The organism is Gordonia sp. ALPHA1B1 (assembly GCF_005502615.1).
GTDB lineage: Bacteria > Actinomycetota > Actinomycetes > Mycobacteriales > Mycobacteriaceae > Gordonia > Gordonia hongkongensis.
On record NZ_SCOC01000022.1, the window covers coordinates 49613 to 73056 of the forward strand.

The 23444-nt window shown below is 68.1% G+C and carries 20 protein-coding genes; 14 read left to right on the plus strand and 6 right to left on the minus strand.

Annotated elements, in window-relative coordinates:
• Positions 1-98: 98 nt before the first annotated feature.
• Positions 99-1574 (plus strand): hypothetical protein, encoded by a 1476-nt coding sequence (locus FFS52_RS15485; RefSeq protein WP_171011652.1) that lies wholly within the window; start codon positions 99-101, stop codon positions 1572-1574.
• A complete protein-coding gene (locus FFS52_RS15490; RefSeq protein WP_068970475.1) occupies positions 1571-2233 on the plus strand; it encodes a DUF305 domain-containing protein in 663 nt (220 codons plus the stop codon). Before FFS52_RS15485 ends, FFS52_RS15490 begins: the two co-directional genes overlap by 4 nt.
• A 27-nt stretch (positions 2234-2260) precedes the next feature.
• On the opposite strand, the gene FFS52_RS15495 is transcribed toward FFS52_RS15490, so the two are convergent.
• On the minus strand, positions 2261-2758 hold the full coding sequence (locus FFS52_RS15495; RefSeq protein WP_058251202.1) for an HNH endonuclease: 498 nt from the start codon (positions 2756-2758) through the stop codon (positions 2261-2263).
• Between the two features lie 356 nt (positions 2759-3114).
• On the opposite strand from FFS52_RS15495, the gene FFS52_RS15500 reads away from it, so the two are divergent.
• Positions 3115-3489 carry a hypothetical protein gene (locus FFS52_RS15500; RefSeq protein ID WP_137810216.1) on the plus strand — a complete coding sequence of 125 codons (375 nt, stop codon included), beginning with the start codon at positions 3115-3117 and terminating at the stop codon, positions 3487-3489.
• 4 nt (positions 3490-3493) lie between these two features.
• Here FFS52_RS15500 and FFS52_RS15505 read toward each other — a convergent pair whose 3' ends face one another.
• Positions 3494-4360 carry an enoyl-CoA hydratase-related protein gene (locus tag FFS52_RS15505; RefSeq protein WP_065629114.1) on the minus strand — a complete coding sequence of 289 codons (867 nt, stop codon included), beginning with the start codon at positions 4358-4360 and terminating at the stop codon, positions 3494-3496.
• Positions 4361-4509: 149 nt separating this feature from the next.
• Entirely contained in the window at positions 4510-7050 is a 2541-nt protein-coding gene (locus tag FFS52_RS15510; protein WP_058251205.1) for an ATP-dependent Clp protease ATP-binding subunit, read from the minus strand.
• Positions 7051-7328: 278 nt separating this feature from the next.
• Here FFS52_RS15510 and FFS52_RS15515 point away from each other — a divergent pair, with 278 nt between their 5' ends.
• From FFS52_RS15515 to FFS52_RS15525, 3 genes are all read left to right on the plus strand, one after another.
• Positions 7329-8234 (plus strand): TetR family transcriptional regulator, encoded by a 906-nt coding sequence (locus FFS52_RS15515; RefSeq protein WP_249356268.1) that lies wholly within the window; start codon positions 7329-7331, stop codon positions 8232-8234.
• A gap of 16 nt (positions 8235-8250) precedes the next feature.
• Positions 8251-8904 carry a TetR/AcrR family transcriptional regulator gene (locus FFS52_RS15520; RefSeq protein ID WP_137810218.1) on the plus strand — a complete coding sequence of 218 codons (654 nt, stop codon included), beginning with the start codon at positions 8251-8253 and terminating at the stop codon, positions 8902-8904.
• Positions 8905-9142: 238 nt separating this feature from the next.
• Positions 9143-10513 carry an MFS transporter gene (locus FFS52_RS15525; protein ID WP_137810240.1) on the plus strand — a complete coding sequence of 457 codons (1371 nt, stop codon included), beginning with the start codon at positions 9143-9145 and terminating at the stop codon, positions 10511-10513.
• Positions 10514-10593: 80 nt separating this feature from the next.
• Here FFS52_RS15525 and FFS52_RS15530 read toward each other — a convergent pair whose 3' ends face one another.
• Positions 10594-11448, minus strand: coding sequence for an NAD(P)-dependent oxidoreductase (locus FFS52_RS15530; protein ID WP_137810219.1), 855 nt, complete (start codon positions 11446-11448; stop codon positions 10594-10596).
• A gap of 409 nt (positions 11449-11857) precedes the next feature.
• Between FFS52_RS15530 and FFS52_RS15535 the strand changes: the two genes are divergently transcribed.
• From FFS52_RS15535 to FFS52_RS15555, 5 genes are all read left to right on the plus strand, one after another.
• Positions 11858-13312: a 4-hydroxyphenylacetate 3-hydroxylase N-terminal domain-containing protein gene (locus FFS52_RS15535; RefSeq protein ID WP_137810220.1), complete on the plus strand. Its 1455-nt coding sequence runs from the start codon at positions 11858-11860 to the stop codon at positions 13310-13312.
• Complete coding sequence (locus tag FFS52_RS15540) at positions 13309-14067, plus strand: enoyl-CoA hydratase/isomerase family protein (protein ID WP_137810221.1); 759 nt, start codon at positions 13309-13311, stop codon at positions 14065-14067. The genes FFS52_RS15535 and FFS52_RS15540 overlap by 4 nt, the downstream gene beginning before the upstream one ends.
• 72 nt (positions 14068-14139) lie before the next feature.
• A complete protein-coding gene (betT, locus tag FFS52_RS15545) occupies positions 14140-16281 on the plus strand; it encodes a choline BCCT transporter BetT (protein ID WP_137810222.1) in 2142 nt (713 codons plus the stop codon).
• The gene (locus FFS52_RS15550) at positions 16278-17804 is read left to right on the plus strand and encodes an aldehyde dehydrogenase family protein (RefSeq protein WP_137810223.1); all 1527 of its coding nucleotides are present in this window, start codon (positions 16278-16280) and stop codon (positions 17802-17804) included. The genes betT and FFS52_RS15550 overlap by 4 nt, the downstream gene beginning before the upstream one ends.
• On the plus strand, positions 17801-19369 hold the full coding sequence (locus tag FFS52_RS15555) for a GMC family oxidoreductase N-terminal domain-containing protein (protein WP_137810224.1): 1569 nt from the start codon (positions 17801-17803) through the stop codon (positions 19367-19369). The genes FFS52_RS15550 and FFS52_RS15555 overlap by 4 nt, the downstream gene beginning before the upstream one ends.
• 13 nt (positions 19370-19382) lie before the next feature.
• Here the strand turns inward: FFS52_RS15555 and FFS52_RS15560 are convergent, their stop codons facing one another.
• Entirely contained in the window at positions 19383-19985 is a 603-nt protein-coding gene (locus FFS52_RS15560; RefSeq protein WP_137810225.1) for a TetR/AcrR family transcriptional regulator, read from the minus strand.
• Positions 19986-20053: 68 nt separating this feature from the next.
• Here FFS52_RS15560 and FFS52_RS15565 point away from each other — a divergent pair, with 68 nt between their 5' ends.
• The 3 genes from FFS52_RS15565 to FFS52_RS15575 all read left to right on the plus strand — a co-directional run bounded on the left by FFS52_RS15565 (position 20054) and on the right by FFS52_RS15575 (position 22864).
• Positions 20054-20923 (plus strand): alpha/beta hydrolase, encoded by an 870-nt coding sequence (locus tag FFS52_RS15565; RefSeq protein ID WP_068970469.1) that lies wholly within the window; start codon positions 20054-20056, stop codon positions 20921-20923.
• Positions 20924-20996: 73 nt separating this feature from the next.
• A complete protein-coding gene (locus FFS52_RS15570; RefSeq protein WP_175404299.1) occupies positions 20997-21536 on the plus strand; it encodes an RNA polymerase sigma factor in 540 nt (179 codons plus the stop codon).
• Complete coding sequence (locus FFS52_RS15575) at positions 21533-22864, plus strand: VOC family protein (protein WP_137810226.1); 1332 nt, start codon at positions 21533-21535, stop codon at positions 22862-22864. The genes FFS52_RS15570 and FFS52_RS15575 overlap by 4 nt, the downstream gene beginning before the upstream one ends.
• Position 22865: 1 nt before the next feature.
• On the opposite strand, the gene FFS52_RS15580 is transcribed toward FFS52_RS15575, so the two are convergent.
• Entirely contained in the window at positions 22866-23339 is a 474-nt protein-coding gene (locus FFS52_RS15580) for an anthrone oxygenase family protein (RefSeq protein WP_137810227.1), read from the minus strand.
• Positions 23340-23444 lie beyond the last annotated feature (105 nt).

The following is a 23444-nucleotide window of genomic DNA, read 5'->3' on the forward strand; positions in this document are numbered from 1 at the left end:
GTTTCGACGCGCGACACAGGGTCCGTTCGGGGGTCCGCCGGCGCCGTCGTCGCCATGCCGCCACCTGCCTCCTGGCCGGTGCGACGCTTCTCTCCACGATGCTGGTCGCGGCCCCCGCCGGCGCGGCCAACCACTACTTCCCCGACATCTCCGAGGTCGCGGTTCCCCAAGCGGACTGCGGGCCGGGCTCACTCCCCGAACCCGGCCTGCAGGGTGATGTCAGCGCCGAAGATCGTCTGTCCGGGCGGAGCATGCGCGGCTACCGCTGCAACATCACGCGGATCGGCGGTGTCCGCGGCGCCGGCGGCGGGATCGTGTCGGCGAACTTCGAGCACTGCAGCTACACCGGCAGCCTGTTCCCCGGAAACAACTGGGTGAACCCGCCGGGCGTACAGGTCATCGACGCATCCGACCCGAGCGCGCCGCGAGTCGTCGGGTCCCTGACGGATCCGGCGATGCGCGGCGGCACGTGGGAGACGTTGAAGGTCAACAAGGCGCGCAAGCTCCTGGCCGCTACGTCGGTGCCGTTGCTCTGGGGCGGCGGCTTCTTCGCCGTGTACGACATCTCCGACTGCACCCGACCCAAGCTCCTGAACACCGGTCCGGGCACGTCGACGCCCCTGCCGTTCACCTCGCACGAGGGCGGCTTCTCCCCCGACGGCCGCACCTATTGGGCGTCCGGGGTGTTCCCCGGGCACCTCAGCGCCATCGACATCGCCGATCCCCGGTCGCCCCGCGTGATCTGGCAGGGGCTCCACTCGTTCCTCGGTCACGGCTTCGGCATGTCGCCAGATGGCAACCGGATGTACCTGTCCAACATGGCGGGTGTGACGGTGCTCGACGTCAGCGACGTCCAGGAGCGCCGGCCGCACCCGCAGGTCCCGCACACCGCGGCCTATCTCTGGCCCGACGGCCAGCTGAACCAGCACTCGATCCCGATCACCTACCGGGGCCGGCCCCACATCGTCACCGCCGACGAAGCAGGTTCGGGCGGCGTCAAGATCTTCGACGTGACGCGGGTGAACAAGCCCCGGTACACCGCGCAGATCAAACTCGAGATCAATCTCCCCGAGCACCTCGACACCAATCTGCGGTCGTCGACCGGCGGGTCGCTGTTCAGCAGCAATCCGCACTACTGCACGGTGGACCGAGCGACCGATCCCACCGCGCTCGCGTGCGGCTGGGAATCGTCGGGTATCCGGGTCTTCGACATCCGCGACTTCGACCGGATTCGCGAGATCGCCTACTACAACCCGCCGGCCCGCAAGGGCACCACGATCGCGGAGTCGCCCAACTCGCCGCACGTCGTCGGCTCGCTGATGGGCTTGCCCGCCGTCGAATTCCTCAGCCTCGGTATGTCGATCGCGAACGGCAAGGTCCGGTTGAACGAGATGGTCGGTCCACGTAGCGGGATGATCGTCGGCGGTGACATGTCGACGGACTGGTGCATGTCCCCACCCGAGTTCCGCGGAAACGAGCTGCGGGTCACCTGTTCCGACGGCGGCTTCCAGGTGTTGCGGTTGAGTCCCGCGGTGTACACGCCACCGCCGGACCAGAACTCCTCGATCGGATGAGCGCTTCTCGCCTCGGCGTCCCGCTGGTGCGCGCGATGGTCCTCGGCGTGACCGCGGCCCTGCTCGTCACCATGGGTGTCGTCGTCGGGGCGGTGTGGCAGGGACGCGATCACGACTCATCCGCGATGAGCGTGTCCGACATCGGCTTCGCGCAGGACATGTCGGCGCACCACGACCAGGCGATCCTCATGTCGCGGACGATCGGTGCGGTGCCCGGAGTCGCGCCGCAGATCCGCGGCGTCGCCGACCGGATCGTCCACACGCAGACCGCCGAAACCGCCACGATGCGTGGCTGGTTGCTGTGGTTCGACGAACCGGTGACCGCGCCGGAGCCGATGTCCTGGATGTCCGGCGGAGACCCTCACCACGAGGGCACCCATCACGACGAATCCCCTCGGCCGATGCCCGGCATGGCGAGTATCGACGAGATCGGCAGTCTCTCCACCCTGCCACCCGGCGAGGCGGAGATCTTGTTCCTGCAGTTGATGATTCGGCACCACCGTGGCGGGATGTCGATGGCCCAGGCGGCATACAACGACGAGCGGACCGGTTCCGCGACGAAGGACCTCGCGCTCATGATGATCGGCGACCAGGGCGACGAGATCGGTCTGATGACGATGCTGCTCGCGGAACGTGGCGCCGACCCGTTGCCGACCTGATGGCAGGGGCGGCAACGGATCGAACGTCTAGTCCGTCTTCGGATGCAGGATGAACATCTCCCACACCTCTTTCTGGTCCGCGGCCCAGGGGTCGTAGACGAACGGGGCGTGCCGTAGGGCCATCCCCGCCTTGCGCGGCGTCCGGTTGGCCTTGAAACCGTTGCAGGACTTGCACGCCGCGACCTGGTTTCCGAATGTGCTCGGCCCACCCTGCGAGACCGGGACGATGTGGTCGACGGTGTCGGCCGGACCGTCGCAGTAGGCGCAGATCCATTGATCGCGTCGCAGGATGGTCGCGTTCGACGCGTAGGAGTCCATCGTCTTACCGGCGAACGGGCGGTAGGCATCTCGCTTGATCGCCACCACCTTGTGAATCGGCAGGGACAGCGTCGGCGAATGCACGACGCGGACCAGCGGCGTGCCCTCGACGTTCCGCGCGACCTCGGTGGTCAACAGAACCGCGGCGCGACGCCAGGTGACGCGCGCCAGGATCTGCAGTCCGGCGTTGGTGACGAAGATGGTCATGACAGCTCCTCGATGCGTGGGCGAGTGAGTGCGCCGACCACCGAGGTTCATGACCTCAGGAACTGGTGACGCGTGATGTGATCGGTCCCGGCCTTCCGTCGGACTTCAGTCCGCACGGACGGTCGGAGGGGGCCGTCCGCCACTCGCCGGCGAAAGCCTTGTCACCCATCGACATCTGCGTCACCTCCTCTCGTTGGTCTGGCCTGCTCTGTCGCCACGATAACCGCGGTCGATGGACGCTGCCACCGTTTATGTCCGGCGTGTTCGGATGTTCACCCAGTTCACACGGGCTGTTTGCAGGAGTTTTTCACCGCGTGCCGGTCCCGCGGGAGAATGTCCGGCGCTATCGTCGGCGGATGCCCACCGAGGAGACCGGCGAGAATCCCCCTCCGCAGCCACCCGTGTCGACTCTCGACGCCTTCGCGTCGGTGATGCTGGGACTGGTGCACGCCGTCTTGGCGCTGATCACGATCGCCGCTGCAGGTCTGACGGTCTTCGTCACCGACGCGTGCGCCTACGAGGAGTGCGGGAGTCCGGTCTGGACCGAGGTCGCCATCGGGGTGGGCATCGGGTCGGCCGTGGTGCTGGTGGCGGTGTCGGTGACCCTCGTCGTCCGCCGCGTGCGCCGAGGACTCCCGGCCTGGCCGGCCGCTGCGTGGTGCTGCGCCATCCAGCTGGCGATGATCTTCGTGGTACTCGAGATCGGCATCCAGGCCGGGACCCTCGACTGAGTGATCAGAAGATCTCGGGTAGATCTTCCGACACGGTGTTGGGGTAGGTCGCCGGACGCTTCTCCAGGAACGACATGACGCCTTCGTACACGTCACCGGACTGCCCGCGGTAGAAGATCGCCTTCGAGTCGGCGTGGTGGGCATCGAGCGGGCTGGGCGCACCGGCCATCCGCCACAACAGCTGTCGGGTCAGCGCCGCCGAGACGGGGGCGCTGTTCGCGGTCATCTCGCGGGCGACGGCGATCGCGGTCTCGAGCACCTGGTCTTTCGGGACCACCTGCTGGATCAGCCCGCGTTCATGGGCTTCGGCGACGGGCACCATCTTCGCGCCGATCGTCCACTGCAAAGCGGTCGGCAACCCGACGAGCCGCGGCAGGAACCAGCTCGACGCGGCTTCGGGCACCAGGCCGCGGGCGGCGAAGACGAAGCCGAATTTCGCGTCCTCCGAGGCGATCCGGACGTCGGCGGGCAGTGTCATCGTGACCCCGACGCCGGCCGACGGACCGTTCACCGCCACCACGATCGGCTTCAGCGAGGCGAACATCCGCAGCGTGAGCTTGCCGCCCTCGTCGGCTGGAACCTCGTTCGACTCGACAGCAGACGAGGCGTCGAACGTCGATCCGCCCGCCTCGAGATCGGCGCCGGCGCAGAATGCGCGGCCGTTGCCGGTCAGCACGACGGCGCGAACGGAGTCGTCGGCGTCGGTCTCGTCGAACGCGGCCCGCAACTCCTCGCCCATCTGCATGGTGAAGGCGTTGAGCCGGTCGGGTCGATTCAGCCGGAAGATCGCGATCTCCCCGTCTCGCTCGACGGTGATGGTGGGCTGGTCCTGTCGGGACTTGCGCCCGACCTCTGATGTATCGCTCGTCACAGATCGATGCTATCGGGCGCTGGGACACTCCGCGTCGGCTGTGTCAATCCGCGGAACCGCGCACCAGCCGGGCACAACACAACGGCGGCGCCACCCTGTCGGGTGACGCCGCCGTCGATTGTGTCAGATCAGGTCCGACGGGCCTGGTATCAGCTCGCGTCGGCCTCGCCGGCCTTGGTGAGCTCGACCGGTGCGTCGGGAACCATGCGCGGCTTCTCCGAACCGGTGAAGACGAACCGGGCGTCGTCGCCGTCGCCTTCGCCGTCCCAGTTCTCGACGTCGACCAGGACGATCTGTCCGGGAGCGATGTCGCCGAACAGGATCTTCTCCGAGAGCTGGTCCTCGATCTCGCGCTGGATGGTGCGACGCAGCGGACGCGCACCCAGCACCGGATCGAAGCCGCGCTTGGCCAGCAGGGCCTTCGCGCGGTCGGTGACCTCGAGAGCCATGTCCTTGTTCTTCAGCGCACCCTCCACGCGGGTCAGCATGAGATCGACCATCTGGATGATCTCTTCACGCGTGAGCTGGTGGAACACGACGATGTCGTCGATGCGGTTGAGGAACTCGGGGCGGAAGTGCTTCTTGAGCTCGTCGTTGACCTTCTGCTTCATCCGTTCGTAGTTCGACTGGGTCCCGTCGCTCGACGAGAAGCCCATGCCCACGGCCTTGGAGATGTCCGAGGTACCGAGGTTCGAGGTGAAGATCAGCACGGTGTTCTTGAAGTCGACCGTGCGACCCTGACCGTCGGTCAGGCGACCGTCTTCGAGGACCTGCAACAGGGTGTTGTAGATCTCCGAGTGGGCCTTCTCGATCTCGTCGAACAGCACCACCGAGAACGGCTTGCGGCGCACCTTCTCGGTGAGCTGCCCGCCCTCTTCGTAGCCGACGTACCCGGGAGGGGCACCGAACAGACGCGACGCGGTGAAGCGGTCGTGGAACTCGCCCATGTCGATCTGGATGAGGGCGTCGTCCTCGCCGAACAGGAAGTTCGCCAGCGCCTTCGAGAGCTCGGTCTTACCGACACCGGACGGACCGGCGAAGATGAACGAGCCCGACGGCCGCTTCGGATCCTTCAGGCCGGCACGGGTACGACGGATCGCCTTCGAGACCGCCTTGACGGCGTCCTCCTGCCCGATGATCCGCTTGTGCAGCTCCTCCTCCATACGGAGCAGACGCGTGGTCTCCTCCTCGGTGAGCTTGAACACCGGGATGCCGGTCCAGTTGCCGAGGACCTCGGCGATCTGCTCGTCGTCGACCTCGGCCACGACGTCCATGTCACCGCTGCGCCACTGCTTCTCGCGCTCGGCGCGCTCGGCGACCAGCTGCTTCTCCTTGTCGCGGAGGCTGGCGGCCTTCTCGAAGTCCTGCGCGTCGATCGCGCTTTCCTTCTCCTTGCGCGCATCGGCGATGCGGTCGTCGAACTCACGCAGGTCTGGCGGCGCGGTCATCCGGCGGATGCGCATGCGCGCGCCGGCCTCGTCGATGAGGTCGATCGCCTTGTCCGGCAGGAACCGGTCGTTGATGTAGCGGTCGGCCAGCGTGGCGGCGGCGACCAGCGCACCGTCGGTGATCGAGACGCGGTGGTGCGACTCGTACCGGTCGCGCAGGCCCTTGAGGATCTCGATGGTGTGCTCGACAGACGGCTCGCCCACCTGCACGGGCTGGAAGCGGCGCTCGAGTGCGGCGTCCTTCTCGATGTACTTGCGGTACTCGTCGAGGGTCGTCGCGCCGATGGTCTGCAGCTCGCCGCGGGCCAGCTTCGGCTTGAGGATGCTGGCGGCGTCGATGGCACCCTCGGCGGCACCTGCGCCGACGAGCGTGTGCAGCTCGTCGATGAACAGGATGATGTCGCCGCGGGTGTTGATCTCCTTGAGCACCTTCTTGAGGCGTTCCTCGAAGTCACCGCGGTAGCGGCTGCCCGCGACCAGCGAACCGAGGTCGAGGGTGTAGAGCTGCTTGTCCTTGAGGGTCTCGGGGACCTTGCCGTTCACGATGGCCTGCGCCAGGCCCTCGACGACGGCGGTCTTGCCGACGCCGGGCTCACCGATCAGCACCGGGTTGTTCTTGGTGCGGCGGCTGAGCACCTGCATGACGCGCTCGATTTCCTTCTCCCGGCCGATGACCGGGTCGAGCTTGCCCTCGGAGGCCGCGGCGGTCAGGTTACGACCGAACTGGTCGAGGACCAGCGAGGTCGACGGGGTGCCGGACTCGCTGCTGCGACCGCCGGTGCCCGCCTCCTGCGGCTCCTTGCCCTGGTATCCGCTGAGGAGTTGGATGACCTGCTGGCGGACCCGGTTGAGGTCGGCGCCGAGCTTCACCAGCACCTGGGCGGCGACGCCCTCGCCCTCGCGGATCAGGCCGAGCAGGATGTGCTCGGTACCGATGTAGTTGTGGCCGAGCTGCAGCGCCTCGCGCAGCGAGAGCTCCAGCACCTTCTTGGCACGCGGGGTGAACGGGATGTGTCCCGACGGCGCCTGCTGGCCCTGGCCGATGATCTCCTCGACCTGGCTGCGAACCCCTTCGAGCGAGATCCCGAGCGACTCGAGCGCCTTGGCCGCCACGCCCTCGCCCTCGTGGATGAGGCCGAGGAGGATGTGCTCGGTACCGATGTAGTTGTGGTTGAGCATGCGCGCTTCTTCTTGGGCCAGAACCACAACCCGACGCGCGCGGTCGGTGAACCGTTCGAACATTGTTCTCCCTCACATTGCTAGCGCCCCGGCCGCCGCGGAGACCACCTCGGAGGTCCCGGAGGACAACCGGTGCGGATAGACGACGACCAGCCTGCTTCCACTCTAGAGGTCGTCTGGGGTGCACCTGCAGTTAACGCCTGCGCAGAGTGCATGGATCCCCCGTTGCGGCGGGGATGTGCCCAGTACAACTGCGCTGGCCGGGGCTGTGTTCCCGGGTCGCTACGCCGAGAGCGAACGCGGCGTCGACGCCCCCGATGTGCGTCCCTACACTGCGGTGCGTGCCCCCGGGAGAGTCGACCGACGTCCACGCAGACGACAGCCCGGCCCGGTCCGCCGGGATGCGGGTTCGCCAGGCCAGGCAGGCCGCGGGGGTGAGTCTGCGGTCGTTGTCGGCCTCGATCGGCGTGAGTCCCGCGACCCTGAGTCAGATCGAGAACGGCAAGACGGGTCTGCGCGTCGATCGGCTCGAGGCGATCGCGTCCGCCCTCGGGATCGGCGTCCCCCAGATCATCTCGGGAACCGTGCCGCTCCGCGAACCGGGCGACGCACCGGCCGCTCCGGTCGCGCACCGAGACTGGCGGCGCTACGACCCGCTCGACTTCTCCCCGATCCTCCAGGCAGCGGTCGAGGAGTTCCTCGCTGTCGGATACCACGGGACGACCATGCGACGGATCTCCACGCGATGCGGGATGTCGGTGCCCGGGATCTACAACCACTACCCGAGCAAGCAGCACATCCTGATGGACATCCTGGACCGCACGATGAACGATCTCGAGTGGCGAGCGGAAGCCGCGCGGACGAGCGAGCCCGACGCCGTCGGCCGGTTCTGCGCACTCGTCGAGAATCTGGCGCTCTACCACACCCACCGCCGTCAGCTCGGCTTCCTGGGCTCCAGCGAGGTCCGGGCGCTCGAGCCGCCGAATCACCGGAATGTCAGTCGACGACGAAACCGTCAGCAGGCGCTGGTCGACGAGCAGGTCCACTCCGCCACTGCGCTGGGCCTCTTCGGCCCCGCACATCCGGCCGACGCCGCTCGTGCGGTCGTCACCATGTGCACCGCCCTGCCGACCTGGTGGCAGCCAGATGGCCGGTTGACTCCCGAGCAGCTGGCGACCGAATATGTCGACTACGCGCTGGGCATCATGCGGTACCCGCTGCCGAATGCGCGAACAAGTCAAACCTGACTTGTAAAGTGGCATTGTGAGTTCACCCGAGGCGCCCTCCGATACGGCAGCTCCCGCCGGGCCGGCGCCGACACGTCGCGAACAGCGCACCATCACCAGCCGACGACGCATCCTGGAGGCGGCGGTCGACTGCCTGATCGAGCACGGCTTCGCCGGTGCGACCACCTCGGCGATCCAGGCGCGCGCCGGGGTCTCCCGCGGCCGTCTGCTCCACCACTTCCCGTCGCGGGAGGACCTGCTCGTCGCGGCGGCCGAGCACTTGGCCGCCGAGCGGGTGGCGGCGACGACCGCCCGCGTCGTGGCCGCGATCGACGACGAGGCGACCGGGTCTGCGCGGGTCACGGCCATTGTCGACATGATGTGGATGTCGTTCCACGAGCCGCACTTCTGGGCCGCCGTCGAACTCTGGACCGCGTCGCGCACGAACGACTGGATCGCTGGGGCACTGCTTCCGGTGGAGCGCCACCTCGGGGGCGTGATCCGTACGAGCATCGACCGCATGTGGGGTCCGGAGCTCGTCGGCCATCCCCGGTACGCACAGTTGCGCGAGATCCTCTTCACCAGCATGCGCGGCGTCGCACTGGCCTACACCTTCGACCGTCGCGATCCACGACGCGACCCCCACCTGCCCCAGTGGACCGACACCGCCCTCATCCTGCTCGAGGCCTGACGCCCACCCTATGTAAGAGTACGTCTTGACTGTTTCGTTCCGGGTTGGTTAGTCTCCTGCTACCCGGAGCTGCGACGTGACCGACACTCGGCACCGACTATGTCCGGGGACACCCCCATCCGGCCCGACGGCCATCCATTCGACGACCCCACGGCAACCTCCGCCAGACGGCCGTGGCTCGCATCTCGTCGGCCCGGCACCCCCTTGAGCCAGGAGCATCCCCGTGCCCACTGATCCCGTGCCCACTGATCCTGCCGGCGTACGGCCGGCGCCCCGTTCGGCTCGAGCGTCGATCGCCGCCGCGATCTCGACGTCACTCGAGTGGTACGACTTCTTCATCTACTCCACCGCCGCCGCGCTGGTGTTCAACGTGACGTTCTTCGCCACCGACAGCACCGTCGTGTCCGCGCTCAACTCGTTCGCCACCGTGGCCGTGGGCTTCATCGCCCGTCCGATCGGCGGCATCCTCGCCGGTCAGTTGGGTGATCGCTACGGCCGCAAGCCCGTCCTGGTCGGCGCCGTCTGCCTGATGGCCGTCGCCACCTTCCTGATCGGCTGTGTCCCCAACACCCAGACGGTGTGGCTCGCACCGACCCTCCTCGTGATCCTGCGCATCTGCCAAGGCCTGGCCGTGGGCGGACAGTGGGGCGGCGCCGTCCTGATCGCCACCGAGAACGCACCGGCGCACCTGCGCGGCTTCTACGGCAGCTTCGCGCAGCTCGGCGTGCCGATCGGTCTCGTCCTGGGCAACGTCGCGTTCCTGCTCGCCACCGGCCTGTCGAGTTCGGACGCCTTCCTGTCCTGGGTCTGGCGGATCCCGTTCTGGATCAGCCTGGTCATGCTCCCGGTGGCCTTCGCGATCCACCGATTCCTCGAGGAGACACCGGAATTCAAGGTCGTGGCGGCCAAGATCGCGCAGACACCGGAGGTGCAGCGCTCACCGATGCTCGACGTCATCCGACGCAACCCGGGGACCATCCTGATGGCCGCCGGAGCCAACACGATCGGAATCGTCTTCTTCTACATCATGATCACCGGTTCGGTGCAGTTCGTGACGACTTACCTCGACGTCGCCCGGTCCACCGTGCTCACCTGGATTCTGATCTCCTGCATCGTGATGGTCCCGCTCGTCCCGGCCTTCGGTTGGCTGTCGGACCGCATCGGACGCAAGCTGGTCTTCGCCATCGGTTCGGCGGCCATGATGATCTGGGCGATCCCGATGTGGCTGCTGATCGGATCGTCGTCACCGACGTCCATCTGGCCGTTCGCAGTCGCCGTTCTCGTCGGGGTCGTGGCGATGGCACTCCAGACCGGTACGCAGGGAACGCTTTTCGCCGAGCTGTTCCCGCCGGAGATCCGATTCTCGGGCGCGTCCCTGGGTTATCAGATCTCGGCGATCGTCGGCGGGTTCGCACCCTTCGTGATGGTCGCGATCATCAACGGCAACCCGGACAACGCCTGGCGCGTCGGGCTTTTCCTCGCCCTCCTGGCCGCCGCATCGCTGCTCTGCCTGTACGTGATCGTCAAGAAGCGCTATCACGGCGACTTCGACGCATCGGTCTCGGCCGGCGTCGACGACGCGGCTCCCCAGGTCGCACCTGTTCGGTAATCCGGGACTTCCCCGGAAACCCGGGACAACACGGCGGCGCCGGGTCATCGTTGTCGATGACCCGGCGCCGTCGTGGTGACTCAGTTCCAGTTCATCCAGAAGTCGAGCTCGAGTTCCTGATCCCCGGGCACGACGCGGTACTGCTCGAAGTCGCGGACACCGTCGCGCGCGAGGACGTCGTCGTCGATGAAGCACTGCCCGGTCGCCAGCCAGGCCGGCTTGGTGATGATGCTCATCGCGGCGTCGGCCATGATGCTCGGCTTGCGACTCCGCGCGACGAGCTCCTCGCTGAGGATGTTGCGCACCGCCGCCGTGTTGATCGTGGTCCGCGGCCAGAGCGAATTGACCGCGATGTCATCGACTTTCAGCTCAGCAGCCAGGCCGATGGTGACCATGGACATCGAGAACTTCGAGATGGTGTACGCGGTGCCGATCTGGGCGAACCACTTGGGATCGAGATCGATCGGCGGCGAGAGCGTCAGCACGTGCGCGTTCTCCGACGCACGCAGATGCGGGATCGCCGCCTTCGTCAGCGTGAAGGCGCCGCGCGCGTTGATGTCCTGCATGAGGTCGTACTTCTTCATGTCGATCTTCTCGGCGGGCGTCAGATCGAGCGCGCTGGCGTTGTTGACCACGATGTCGATGCCGCCGAAGTGCTCGACGGTACGAGCCACGGCGTCGGCCACCGAGGCGTCGTCGCGGACGTCGCCCACGATCGGCAGTGCCCGACCACCGGCCTCGGTGATCGCGGCCGCCGCCGTGTGAATGGTCCCGGGCAGTTTCGGGTGCGGCTCCGCGGTTTTCGCCAGAAGCGCGATGTTCGCGCCCCGCGCGGCGGCGGCCACCGCGATGGCCTCGCCGATGCCTCGGCTGCCGCCGGAGATCAACAGGGTCCGTCCCCGCAGCGAATCGTCGGGGGTGTGGGTCGGTGTCACGGTGAGTCCTCTCGGTGCGCACACCCGTGGAGAGTGTGAGCGGTCGGGACAGCGCCGCGAGGGCCGATTCACGCGACCACCACCACGCGCTGCCTGTTTGGTTTATCTAAACATTCCGAAGACGGGCGGATGACGTCCCGCATTGCCCCGGAGCCCGGGCGGCACGACCGTTCCCGGCCCCGGGCACACCCGTTCGGCTCCGCCGAGCGTAGCTTTCGAATGCACTCCTAGGCAATCAATACCCATGTCACGCTCACATCGTCGAGCCGGGCACGCGCACATCCGATGCCGTGCGCCTCCGTCACGCCGAAGTGTCCACCGGATGGAACTTGACCCCGGCGCAACCGGGCAGGCATGCTGTCCGAGCGATCGCTCGCTCACGGCAGTGATCAATCGAGAGGGGACAGTTGTGGCCATCCGCGACCCGCAGGCCTATCGAGAAGGCCTGCGCGACAACCGGCGCGTCGTCTACCGCGGCGAGAAGATCGACGACGTCACCGCGTTCGACGAGTTCACCGATGCCATCGCCCATTCGTCGCTCGCCTACGAGATCTCGCGCACCGAGCCGGATCTCGCGGTCGCCGACGACGGCGACGGGCCCTACACCGCGTTCTACCGGGTGCCGCGCACCGCGGCGGACATCGCCGACCGTGGCCGTCTGATCGAGACCCTGTCCCGGATGGGTGCGGGGACGATCGTGCTCAAAGAGGTCGGCAGCGACGCGCTGTTCGCCCTGCTGCGCGCGCTGTCGGGCGACAGTCTGGCGAAAGCCGAGGCGTACTACCGGTATTGCTGCGAGAACGACGTCGCCCTGGCGGTGGCCCAGACCGACGTGAAGGGCGACCGGTCACTCCCGCCGCACCGGCAGCCCGATCCCGACCACTATCTGCGGATCGTCGACGAGGACGCCGATTCGATCACCGTGTCCGGCGCAAAGGTCCACACCTCGTTCAGCGCCAACGCCGATGAGATCATCGTGTTGCCCACCCGCGCGATGTCGGAGGCCGACCGCGACTGGGCGGTGAGCTTCGCGATCCCGGTCGACACCGAGGGCCTGACCCTCTATGTGTCCCCGTACCTGCACGGCGACCAGCACCCCTTCGAACACCCGATCTCGTCCCGGCACAAGCTGCTCGAGAGCCTGACGGTGTTCGACCGGGTCCGTGTCCCGAAGGAGCGCGTGTTCCTCAACCGAGAGCCCGAACTCGCGGGCCCGCTGGCACTCGCGTTCGTCGACTACCACCGTTTCACGGCGGTGAACTACAAACTCCCCATTCTCGACCTGCTGGTCGGTGCCGCCATCGGCATCGCGGAGGCCAACGGCATCGCCGGCGCCGGCCATGTGAAGACCAAACTGACCGAACTGATCACCTACGCCGAGACGGTACGCGGCTTCGCCGAGCTGGCCGCCGTTCGAGCGCGCAACGGCAGCAACGGGATCCACTTACCGGATCCACTGGCGGTCAACATGGCGAAGTACCACTTCGCACACGGTTTCCACCAGGCCGCGGCGACGCTGCTCGACCTCGCCGGCGGCCTCGTGGCCACCGGACCCGGCGGACACGACTGGGATGACCCTGAAGTTCGCACGGTGCTCGAGAAGTACTTTGCCGCGGCGCGTCCGGCTCAGGAGCGCCTGCGACTCATCCATCTGATCGGCGACCTGACCACGGGTCAGTGGGGCGGCTACCAGTCGGTCCTGGCCACCCATGCCGAGGGTTCGTTGGAGGCGGAGAAGATGCAGATCGCACGGGCCTACGACAGCACCAGGGCGCGGGCCGCCGTCGACGAGGTGCTGCGAGCAGCTGCCGAGACACCCGGTGCCGGAGCCGAACTCGCGACCACCGCGGGAGCAGCTCGATGACCGCGGGCCTCGACTTCGCCATCGACGACCGCGGGGTGGCCACCATCCGGCTGAACCGGCCGGAGGCCGCGAACGCCCTTGACATGGATCTCGCCGACGGATTGGCAGCGGCGGTGCAGACCATCGAAAGCGACGGCGGCGTCCGGGTCATCCGACTGTCCGCGGCAGGGCGGCTCTTCTCCGGTGGCGGCGATGTCCACGGCATGGCCACCGCGACCCACCGGGGACAGTTCCTCGCCGAACTCGCCGGCTCGGTCCACCGGTCGCTCATCGCGCTCGACCGCCTGCCGGTTCCCGTCGTGGCCGCGGTCCAGGGCACCGCAGCGGGCGGCGGTCTGGGTCTCGTCCTCGCCGCCGACGTCGTGATCGCGACGCCGAAGACCGCCTTCGTGGCCGCCTATTCCACGATCGGCCTTTCCCCCGACTGCGGCGTGTCGGTCAACCTGCCCCGGACCATCGGATTGGGGCGCGCACTCCGCATGCTGGTGCGCAACGAGAAGATCGATGCCGCAACCGCGTTGGAGTGGGGACTCCTCCACGAGATCGTCGAGGCGGGAGAACTCGACGATGCCACCGACGCCGTCGTCGCGCATCTGCTCGAACGGCCCGCGGCCGCGATCGGGCACGCACGACGTCTCGCACGGGCGTCCTTCGGCCGTGCGTTCACCGATCATCTCGACGACGAGGCGGCGACCATCGCGCAGCTCGGTGCCGGCGAGGAGGCCGCCGAACTCCTGGCCCGGTTCACGAGGTGACCCACCCCGTTCCGCATCCGATGATTCGCCAAACCGCCCGTTCCACCCGTGATCGGACTAGCGTCGTAGCCCATGAGCAGCGACGCCCGGCCCCGGTCGCACCGGGTCAACCTGACGGTCTTCCTCGCCTCGGCCGTCATCGTGGTCGCCTTCGCCGCCTGGGCGCTGGCGGCCCCGGCGGCGGCCGAGTCGACGATCAACGACGTACGCGACTTCATCACCCGATGGTTCGGCTGGTGGTACTTCATCCTCGCGACCGCCATCGTCGGCCTCGTGGTGTTCCTGGGCCTCAGCAAGTACGGGCGTTACCGGCTCGGGCCGGAGGAGTCGCGTCCGGAGTACAGCCTCTTCACCTGGACGTCGATGCTGTTCGCCGCGGGCATCGGCATCGATCTGATGTTCTTCTCGGTCGCCGAACCCGTTACCCACTTCCTCAATCCGCCGACCGGGGCCGGGGAGACCAACGAAGCGGCACGTGAGGCGGTCACCTGGACGGTCTTCCACTACGGCGTGACCGGCTGGGCGATGTACGCGCTCATGGGTGGCGCACTCGCGTATTTCGCCTTCCGGCACAATCTTCCGCTGACGATCCGGGCGGCGCTGTACCCGATCTTCGGCAAGCGTGTCGAGGGTCGGTGGGGCGACGCGATCGACGTCGCGGCCGTCCTCGGCACCATCTTCGGCATCGCCACCTCGCTGGGCATCGGCGTCGTGCAGCTCAACTTCGGGCTGAACGAGATCTTCGGGATCGAGCAGGGCAAGGCGGCCCAGATCGGTCTGATCGTCCTGGCGGTGGTGATCGCGACCGCGTCCGCGACGTCGGGGGTGGACAAGGGCATCCGACGCCTCTCCGAGATCAACGTGATCCTGGCGATCTGCATGCTGGTCTACATCACGGTCGCCAAGGACGCCGACTTCTTGCTCAACGGTCTCGTCCAGAACGCGGGCGACTACGTGTCCACCTTCACCGACCGCACGCTCGACACCTTCGCGTGGGACCAGGTGAACCCGCCGCCCGGCAACGACGCCCGCGCCTTCGTCGACGGCTGGACCCTGTTCTTCTGGGCCTGGTGGGTGGCCTGGGCGCCGTTCGTGGGATTGTTCCTCGCCCGCATCTCGCGGGGACGCACGTTGCGACAGTTCATCTTCGGTGTCCTGGTGGTCCCGTTCAGCTTCATCCTGGTGTGGATCTCGATCTTCGGGAACAGCGCCCTGCAGGTCGCCCGCGGCGATGCGGACTTCGCCGAGACGACCGCGTCCACACCCGAGGCCGGGTTCTACTCGCTGCTCGAGCAATACCCCGGCTCGACGCTGCTCATCGGGATCGCCACGATCACCGGCCTGCTCTTCTACGTGACCAGCGCCGACTCCGGGTCGCTCGTGATGGGCAACTTCACCAGTCGGCTCGGCGACCCGATGGCCGACTGCGCCCGTTCGCTGCGCGTCTTCTGGTCGGTGGCCATCGGGCTGCTGACGCTCTCCATGCTGTTCGCCGGCGGCGGCGACGGCTCGATCCTGACCCTGCAGGCCGCCACGGTGATCATGGGACTGCCGTTCTCCTTCGTCCTCGGGCTGATCGGTATCTCCCTGCTGCGCGCCGTCCGCAACGAGTCGGTCAAACTCGACAGTTTCCGGACGACCCTGCCGAAGGTGATCGCCGTCGGTCGCGGTCCCACCGAACACGGCAGCTGGCGGCAACGACTCATCGGGACCCTCCGCTTCCCCGGCCCGGTCGCCACCCGAAAATTCATCGGGGCCAGCGTCGTTCCGGCGATGACCGAGGTCGCCGAACAGTTCGGTCGCGAGGGGATCACCGCGACGGTCGACGAGTCGGCCGAGAACGAAGGGCTGCCGTCGCCGCGCCTGGTCGTCGAACTCGCCGAGGTCCCCCGGTTCGAGTACTGCGTGTGGCCGGTCTCGGCGCCGACCCCGACGTACGCGGTCCGGACCCAGCGATCCGACGATCGCTACTTCCGGTGCGAGGTGTATCTCACCGAGGGATCGCAGGGCTACTCGCTCACCGGATACACCCGCGACCAGATCATCGGTGACATCCTCGACCAGTACGAACGCCATCTCGGCTACCTGCATCTGCGGGATGCGGCCGGTGATCACCACGACCCCGAACCCGATGCGGCCGCCGGCGACGGTACCGTGCCCGACAGCGACACGGACATCCCCGACAGCAGTTCCGAAGGAGCACCGGCTCGATGAGCGAGACCCTCTACATCGACGGCCGCTGGCGGCCCGCCGCCTCCGGCGAGACCCGTGAGATCCGTTGTCCCGCAGACAACTCGCTCGTCGGTGTGGTGGCCGAGGGCGGGGTGGCCGACACCGAGCAGGCCATCGCGGCGGCCCGCCGCGCGTTCGACGCGGGCGAGTGGAGCGCCACACCCGCCGCCGCCCGCGGGGACCTCCTTCTCCGCGTCGCCGCCCAGATCGACGAGCGCCGAGACGAATTCGTCCGCGCCGAGACCCTCGACACCGGCAAGCGGCCCTACGAGTCGAACATCGACATGACCGACATCGCGAACTGCTTCCGGTACTTCGGCAAGCTCGCGGCGGCCGACGCCGGGCGCGTGGTCGACACCGGGTCCCCCGACGCCGATTCGCGCATCGTGTACGAACCGGTCGGCGTCTGCGGATTGATCACACCGTGGAACTACCCGCTGCTGCAGGCGGCGTGGAAGGTCGCGCCAGCACTGGCCGCGGGCAACACCTTCGTGCTCAAGCCCGCCGAACTCACCCCGCACACGTCGATCCTGCTCATGCAGGTCCTGGAGCAGGTCGGTCTCCCGGCGGGCGTGGGCAACCTCGTCCTGGGCGCGGGCGCCGAGGCCGGCGCTCCGCTGTCATCTCATCCTGACGTCGACCTGGTCTCGTTCACCGGTGGGCTCGTGACCGGCCGGGTCATCGCCCGCGAGGCGGCGGCGACGGTGAAGAAGGTCGCGCTCGAACTCGGGGGCAAGAACCCGAACGTGGTCTTCGCCGACGCCTGCGCCACCGACGAACTCCTCGCGGCAGCGGTCGACAACGCACTCAACGCGGCGTTCCTGCATTCGGGGCAGGTCTGTTCGGCCGGAGCCCGGCTCATCATCGAGGAGTCCGCACACGATCGCTTCGTCGATGAGCTGGTCCGCCGCGCGGAGCAGATCCGGCTGGGCCTGCCCTACTCCGAGGGCACCGAGACCGGACCGCTCATCTCGGCGGCACACCGAGACAAGGTGCACGCCTACGTCGAACAGGCTCGTGCGGATGGCGCGATCATCCGCACCGGTGGCGCGTTCGCCACGGGCGATGCGGGTTCGGGGCGCCTGGACGACGGATGGTTCTATCTGCCCACCGTGATCGATCGCGCCGACCGTTCGATGGCCTGCGTGCACGACGAGGCGTTCGGACCGACCGTCACCGTGGAGACCTTTGCCACCGAGGACGAGGCCGTGACCCTGGCCAACGACACCGTCTACGGTCTCGCGGGGGCCGTCTGGTCGGCCGACGCGGCACGCGCCCGCCGCATCGCCGGACGAATCCGGGCCGGAACGGTGTGGGTCAACGACTTCGGGCCGTACCTGCCGGAAGCCGAGTGGGGCGGTTACGGCCAGTCGGGCTTCGGGCGGGAGCTCGGACCGTCCGGTCTGGCGGAGTACCGCGAGGCCAAACATGTCTACGAGAATCTCCGACCGGGCGTGACCGGCTGGTTCGCGGACCGGTCCGGAGACGGCGAGGAGCGACGATGAGCGAGACCTACGACTACGTGGTCGTCGGCGGCGGCTCCGGGGGTGCCGTGGTGGCGTCGCGGCTGTCCGAGGACCCCTCGGTCTCGGTGTGCCTGCTGGAGGCGGGTCCGTCCGATGTCGGCGACGACGCGATCCTGCGGCTCGACCGGTGGATGCAACTCCTCGAATCCGGTTACGACTGGGACTATCCCATCGAACCGCAGGAGAACGGCAACGACTTCATGCGCCACGCCCGGGCGAAGGTCATCGGCGGGTGCAGTTCGCACAACAGCTGCATCGCCTTCTGGGCGCCGCGCGAGGACCTCGACTCGTGGGAGCGTGACTTCGGGTGCGCCGGATGGGGTTCGGCGGAGTTATACCGCCTCTACCCGCAGATCGAGACCAACGACGCGCCGGGCGCGCACCACGGTCGCAGCGGTCCGGTCCACCTCATGACGGTGCCGCCGAACGACCCGTGCGGGGTCGCCCTGCTCGAGGCCTGCGAGTCGGTCGGCATCCCCCGCGTCGAGTTCAACAGCGGCAGCACGGTTGTCAACGGCGCCAACTTCTTCCAGATCAACCGACGACCCGACGGTGTGCGCGCCTCGTCGTCGGTCAGTTATCTGCACCCGCACCTCGACCGGCCGAACCTCACCATCCGCACCGGATCGTGGGCAAAACGGGTGGTCATCGAGCGGGTCGACGGCGAGTTGCGTGCCGTGGGCGTCGACATCACCGACAACGCGTTCGGTCGCACGACACGGATCGAGGCCCGGGGCGAGGTGATCGTGTCGGCGGGGGCGATCGACTCCCCGAAGTTGCTGATGCTCTCGGGAATCGGGCCGGCCGACGACCTGCGCGAGCACGAGATCGAGGCCCTCGTCGACGCGCCGGGGGTCGGTGAACACCTGCAGGACCACCCCGAAGGGGTGATCGGGTTCGAGACCGCGAAGCCGATGGTCCGCGAGTCGACCCAGTGGTGGGAGGCGGGCATCTTCACCACCGTCGATGCGGGTCTGACCCGGCCGGACCTGATGATGCACTACGGCAGCGTGCCGTTCGACATGCACACCCTTCGCCAGGGTTATCCGACCAGTGACAACACCTTCTGCCTGACACCGAACGTGACGCACGCGCGGTCACGGGGCACGGTGCGGTTGCGCTCCCGTGACTTCCGCGACAAGCCCCGCGTGGACCCGCGGTACTTCTCCGATCTCGAGGGCTACGACATGCGGATCATGATCGCGGGCCTGCGCAAGGCGCGGGAGATCGCCGCCGCGGAGCCGCTGGCGACGTGGGTTGCGCGCGAACTCTATCCGGGCCCCGCCGCCACGAGCGATGCCGAACTGGCCGACTACATCACCCGCACCCACAACACCGTCTACCACCCGGTCGGCACCGTGCGGATGGGTGCGCCCGACGACGAGCTGTCGCCGCTCGATCCCGAACTCCGCGTGAAAGGTGTTGCAGGACTTCGGGTGGCCGACGCGTCGGTGTTCCCGGAACACACGACGGTGAACCCCAACCTCACCGTGATGCTCGTCGGCGAACGCTGCGCCGAGCTGGTGCGCGCCGGCGGCAACTGACCGCCAGGAGCGACTAGGTCGCGAAGGAGTCGACGATCCGTTCCAGGACGGCGGCGACCTGTTCGGTGGCGGCCTCGCGATCGTCGGCGGCGGCGACGAAGAGCGCCGCCTCGTCGAGCGCGCCGATCGCGACGTGGGCCAGCGGGCGCGTGGGCTGCTCGACCGCCTGGCCCGTGGCGATCGCGGCCGCGATCAGGCCTTCGACGAGTGCGAATCCGAATTCTTCTCCGCGAGCACGCCATTCACTCCATCCGAGCACCGACGGCGCCTCGACGAGCGTGATCCGATGCACCTCCGGTTCGGTGCACAACCGCAGGAACAGACGCATACCCGCCTTCAGCGCGGCGAGCGGGTCCTCGCCGGCGCGCTCCCCCACGGCCGCCGCGATCTGGGCGACGATCGACTGTTCCACGTCGTCGTAGACGGCGACGAACAGCCCCTTCTTGTCGTCGAACTGGTGGTAGAGCGCACCGCGCGTCACGCCGGCCTCGGCGACGATCTCCTGGGTGCCGACGTCGGCGAAGCCGCGTTCACCGAACAGCTTCCGGCCGGCGTCGATCAACGACGCGCGGGTCGCCGCGGTCCGCTCGGCCTGGGTACGACGGTTGACTTTCATACAGGTTGCACGTAACTTTCGTACTGAGTGTTCGTAAGTTACCGAGTCTACGAGAAGCGGGTCTCGCCATGACGACTGCACTGCCGACCGTCGAACTTCCGTCCGGCGTCATCGAGTACGCGACCTACGGTCCGGACGACTCGGCGCATCCGCCGGTCGTCTTCGTCCACGGCGCCGTCGTCGACCACCGGCTGTGGGAACCGACGGCACGGTTGCTCGCCGAGCGCGGATTCCGGTGCCATGTGCCCCTCATGCCGCTGGGCTCGCACCGCATCCCGCTCGGCCCCGGAGCCGACCGCTCGCCGCGCGGGATGAGCAAGCTCCTACGTGAGTTCGTCGACCGGTTCGACCTGTCGGACGCGACCCTCGTGGCCAACGACTCCGGTGGCGCCATCACCCAATTCGCCCTCGACGACGATCCCGCGTTCGTCAGCCGGCTGGTGTTCACCAACTGCGATGCCTTCGATCTCTTTCCGCCGCAGCCGTTCCGGTTGTACTTCGCGCTGATGAAGCACCGACTTCTGCTGAAACCGCTGGCCGAGGCGATGCGCCTGCGTGCACTACGCCATTCCGCGCTGGGCGTCGGTCTGCTGTTGAACGATCCCGATCCCGACCTCACCGGCTCGGTCTTCGAACCGCTGCAGCGCGACGTACGCATCCGCAACGACTTCATCGCGTTCCTCCGCGGCATCCGCCCCGCCGAACTGGCGCAGATCACCCCGCGGATGTCGCGCGTCGACCTCCCGGTCCGAATGGTGTGGGGTCGCGACGACCGGTGTTTCACCCCGGCCCACGGACGCCGCCTGGCCGCCGTCTTCCCGGGCGGGGCGCCGTTCGTCGAGGTTCCCGACGCCCGGACCTTCGTCTCACTCGACCAGCCACAGATTCTGGCCGACGAGATCATCGAGCTCACCGTCGGAGAACGCACCGCTCCGTGACCGCCCGGAGAACGGCGCAAGTTTTTTCCGCCACGGGCGTCGGATCATCGGGTCCGGCCGCGACGATAGAGATGTGAGCAGCGACCAACCGGTTTCTTCGGCCCGGGGACCAGAGGGATTGCTGGCGGTCTACGACCAGGCACTGCCGGAGGTGTACGGCTTCGTCGTGCGGCGCTGCACGGATCGTCGTACCGCCGAGGACGTCACCTCGGAGACCTTCCTGGCCGCCATGGACTCCGTCCGACGACGCCGCGACACCGAACCGACCACTCCGTGGCTCATCGGGATCGCGCGGCACAAACTCGCCGACCACTGGCGACGTGCACAGCGCACGCCGGAACCGGTCGACGACCTGCCCGACCACGGGGACGACCCGTGGGACACCGAACTCGACCGGATGGTCGCCCATCACACCCTCGGCCAGTTGTCGCCGATCCACCGTTCGGTGCTGACGCTGCGCTATGTCGACGATCTCCCCGTCGGCGAGTGCGCGGAGATCCTGGGCCGCACGGTCGGCGCCACCGAGGCGCTTCTCACCAGGGCCAAGCGGGCGTTCCGCGCCGCCTACCCCGAAACACAACCCCAGCCCAGCGGGAGAGGAGGTCACGCATGAGCACCCGGAACAGCTCGCGCTTCGACGCAGCACGAGATCCGCTGCACGTCCTGAACGCAGCGCGCACGCCGGGCTTCGACGATCCGGTCCGTCCCGACCTGGATTTCGCCGCCGCGCTGCGGGACCGCCTCGAGCGCGGGGCGACCCTACCCGAAGGAGTCGTCATGGCCACCGCAACACAACTCGACGCAACCGAGACCGTCCGGACCGAGGCGCCCGCCCGACCGGAACCGACGGTCGAACGCCCCGGCGCCCTCCCGTATCTCGTCGTCGCCGAACCGCAGGCGGCGATCGACTGGTACGTCGACACGCTCGGCGCCCGGCTGCGCGGCGAGCCGATCGTGATGTCCGACGGCGTGATCGGTCACGCCGAACTCGAACTGGGCGGCGGCGCGGTCTATCTCGCCGCCGAGTTCCCGGACCTCGGGCTCCGGGCGCCCGCACCCGGACAGGTCTCGGTCAGCCTGATGGTCGCCGTCGACGACACCGACGACGCGGTCGCGTCGGCCGCCCGCGCGGGAGCCGCGGTGACCCGAGAGCCGTACGAAGCCCACGGCACCCGCACCGCGGTCATCATCGACCCGTTCGGGCATCGGTGGATGCTGAGCGGGCCGTCGAAGACCGTGGGTACCGAGATGGTCCATCAGGGCGACATCGGCTACATGTCGCTGAACACCCCCGACGGCGCCCGTGCCCGGCGCTTCTACGGCGATGTCCTGGGCTGGGAATTCGACGCCGAGGGCCGACGCGTCACCAACGTCGGCCATCGCCTCGGCATCTTCGAGACCGACGGCGCACCGACGATGTTCTGCGCGTACGCCGTCGACGACCTCGAGGCCGCGCACGAGCGCATCGTCGCAGCGGGCGGGCGAGGCGAGTTCGGTTCGAGCCCCGACGGTCATCGCCTGGTCGACGCCGTCGACGATCAGGGCGTCCGGTTCGCGGTCTACGCCGCGAACCCCGACGACGAACGGCCGCAGGCACACCCGCGCGCCCCCGGGGCCATGACCTACCTGACGGTGTTGACGCCCGACAGCGGACGCTTCCGCGCGTTCTACGGATCGGTCCTCGGCTGGACGTTCCACGGCGGACGCATCGACGACGGCTGGGAGGTCGACGACTCGCGACCGCAGGTCGGGCTCGCGGGCGGCGCCGAGAGCTCGGTGGCGGTGCCGATGTGGACGACCGACGACGTCGTGGCCACGGTCGAACGTGTCCGGGCCGCGGGCGGCGCGGTGCTCGAGGAACCGAACGCGGCCCCTTACGGCATCTCGGCGCGGTGCACCGACGACCAGGGCGCTCAGTTCTACCTCGGTCAGTTGTTCTGAGTCACCCCACGGCCAACCCGACGACGAGCACTGCCACCGCGGCGGTGGTCAGCACGGACCGCGCGATGTTCCACGGCACCCAGACGGCGGTGAACCGCGTCCAGACCGGCACCGCCTCGTCGCCGCGGACAACACCCGCGGCGTCGAGGCGGTCATTGGCCGGGACGTTGACGACCATCGTGATGACGACACCGAGCGCGGTCAGGACCGTCGCGGTCAGGACCCACCATCGGAGCCCAGAACCCCACGAGACCCAGACGGTCAGCGCGCCGAACACCACGCCGCCGCCGAAGATCACCGCGAACAGCGGGTTGAGGATCGCGCTGTTCATCCGCTGCATCGCCGCGACCGCGACGTCGGCGCCGGCCCGGGTCAGGCCGGGGATCACGGCATAGCCGAACCCCGCCAGTACGCCGGCGCTGAGGCCGGTGGTCACGACCGTCAGGGTCACCAACACATCACGCAACAGGTCCATGGGAACAGTCCAGTGCCCTGCGGGCGCGAAAACCATGATCGGACCGGCGAAATTCCTGCTCCACCGTCCGGCTCCCGGCTCCGGAGCGGCCACCACCGTCATGGT

What these genes read in the sequence shown, in the direction of transcription:
- FFS52_RS15560 (WP_137810225.1), bottom strand. Translation starts at nt 19,985, where the DNA reads ATGAAAGTCAACCGTCGTACCCAGGCCGAGCGGACCGCGGCGACCCGC.
- FFS52_RS15510 (WP_058251205.1), bottom strand. Translation starts at nt 7,050, where the DNA reads ATGTTCGAACGGTTCACCGACCGCGCGCGTCGGGTTGTGGTTCTGGCC.
- FFS52_RS15580 (WP_137810227.1), bottom strand. Translation starts at nt 23,339, where the DNA reads ATGGACCTGTTGCGTGATGTGTTGGTGACCCTGACGGTCGTGACCACC.
- FFS52_RS15485 (WP_171011652.1), top strand. Translation starts at nt 99, where the DNA reads ATGCTGGTCGCGGCCCCCGCCGGCGCGGCCAACCACTACTTCCCCGAC.
- FFS52_RS15490 (WP_068970475.1), top strand. Translation starts at nt 1,571, where the DNA reads ATGAGCGCTTCTCGCCTCGGCGTCCCGCTGGTGCGCGCGATGGTCCTC.
- FFS52_RS15540 (WP_137810221.1), top strand. Translation starts at nt 13,309, where the DNA reads ATGACCGCGGGCCTCGACTTCGCCATCGACGACCGCGGGGTGGCCACC.
- FFS52_RS15550 (WP_137810223.1), top strand. Translation starts at nt 16,278, where the DNA reads ATGAGCGAGACCCTCTACATCGACGGCCGCTGGCGGCCCGCCGCCTCC.
- FFS52_RS15500 (WP_137810216.1), top strand. Translation starts at nt 3,115, where the DNA reads ATGCCCACCGAGGAGACCGGCGAGAATCCCCCTCCGCAGCCACCCGTG.
- FFS52_RS15565 (WP_068970469.1), top strand. Translation starts at nt 20,054, where the DNA reads ATGACGACTGCACTGCCGACCGTCGAACTTCCGTCCGGCGTCATCGAG.
- FFS52_RS15555 (WP_137810224.1), top strand. Translation starts at nt 17,801, where the DNA reads ATGAGCGAGACCTACGACTACGTGGTCGTCGGCGGCGGCTCCGGGGGT.
- betT (WP_137810222.1), top strand. Translation starts at nt 14,140, where the DNA reads ATGAGCAGCGACGCCCGGCCCCGGTCGCACCGGGTCAACCTGACGGTC.
- FFS52_RS15575 (WP_137810226.1), top strand. Translation starts at nt 21,533, where the DNA reads ATGAGCACCCGGAACAGCTCGCGCTTCGACGCAGCACGAGATCCGCTG.
- FFS52_RS15495 (WP_058251202.1), bottom strand. Translation starts at nt 2,758, where the DNA reads ATGACCATCTTCGTCACCAACGCCGGACTGCAGATCCTGGCGCGCGTC.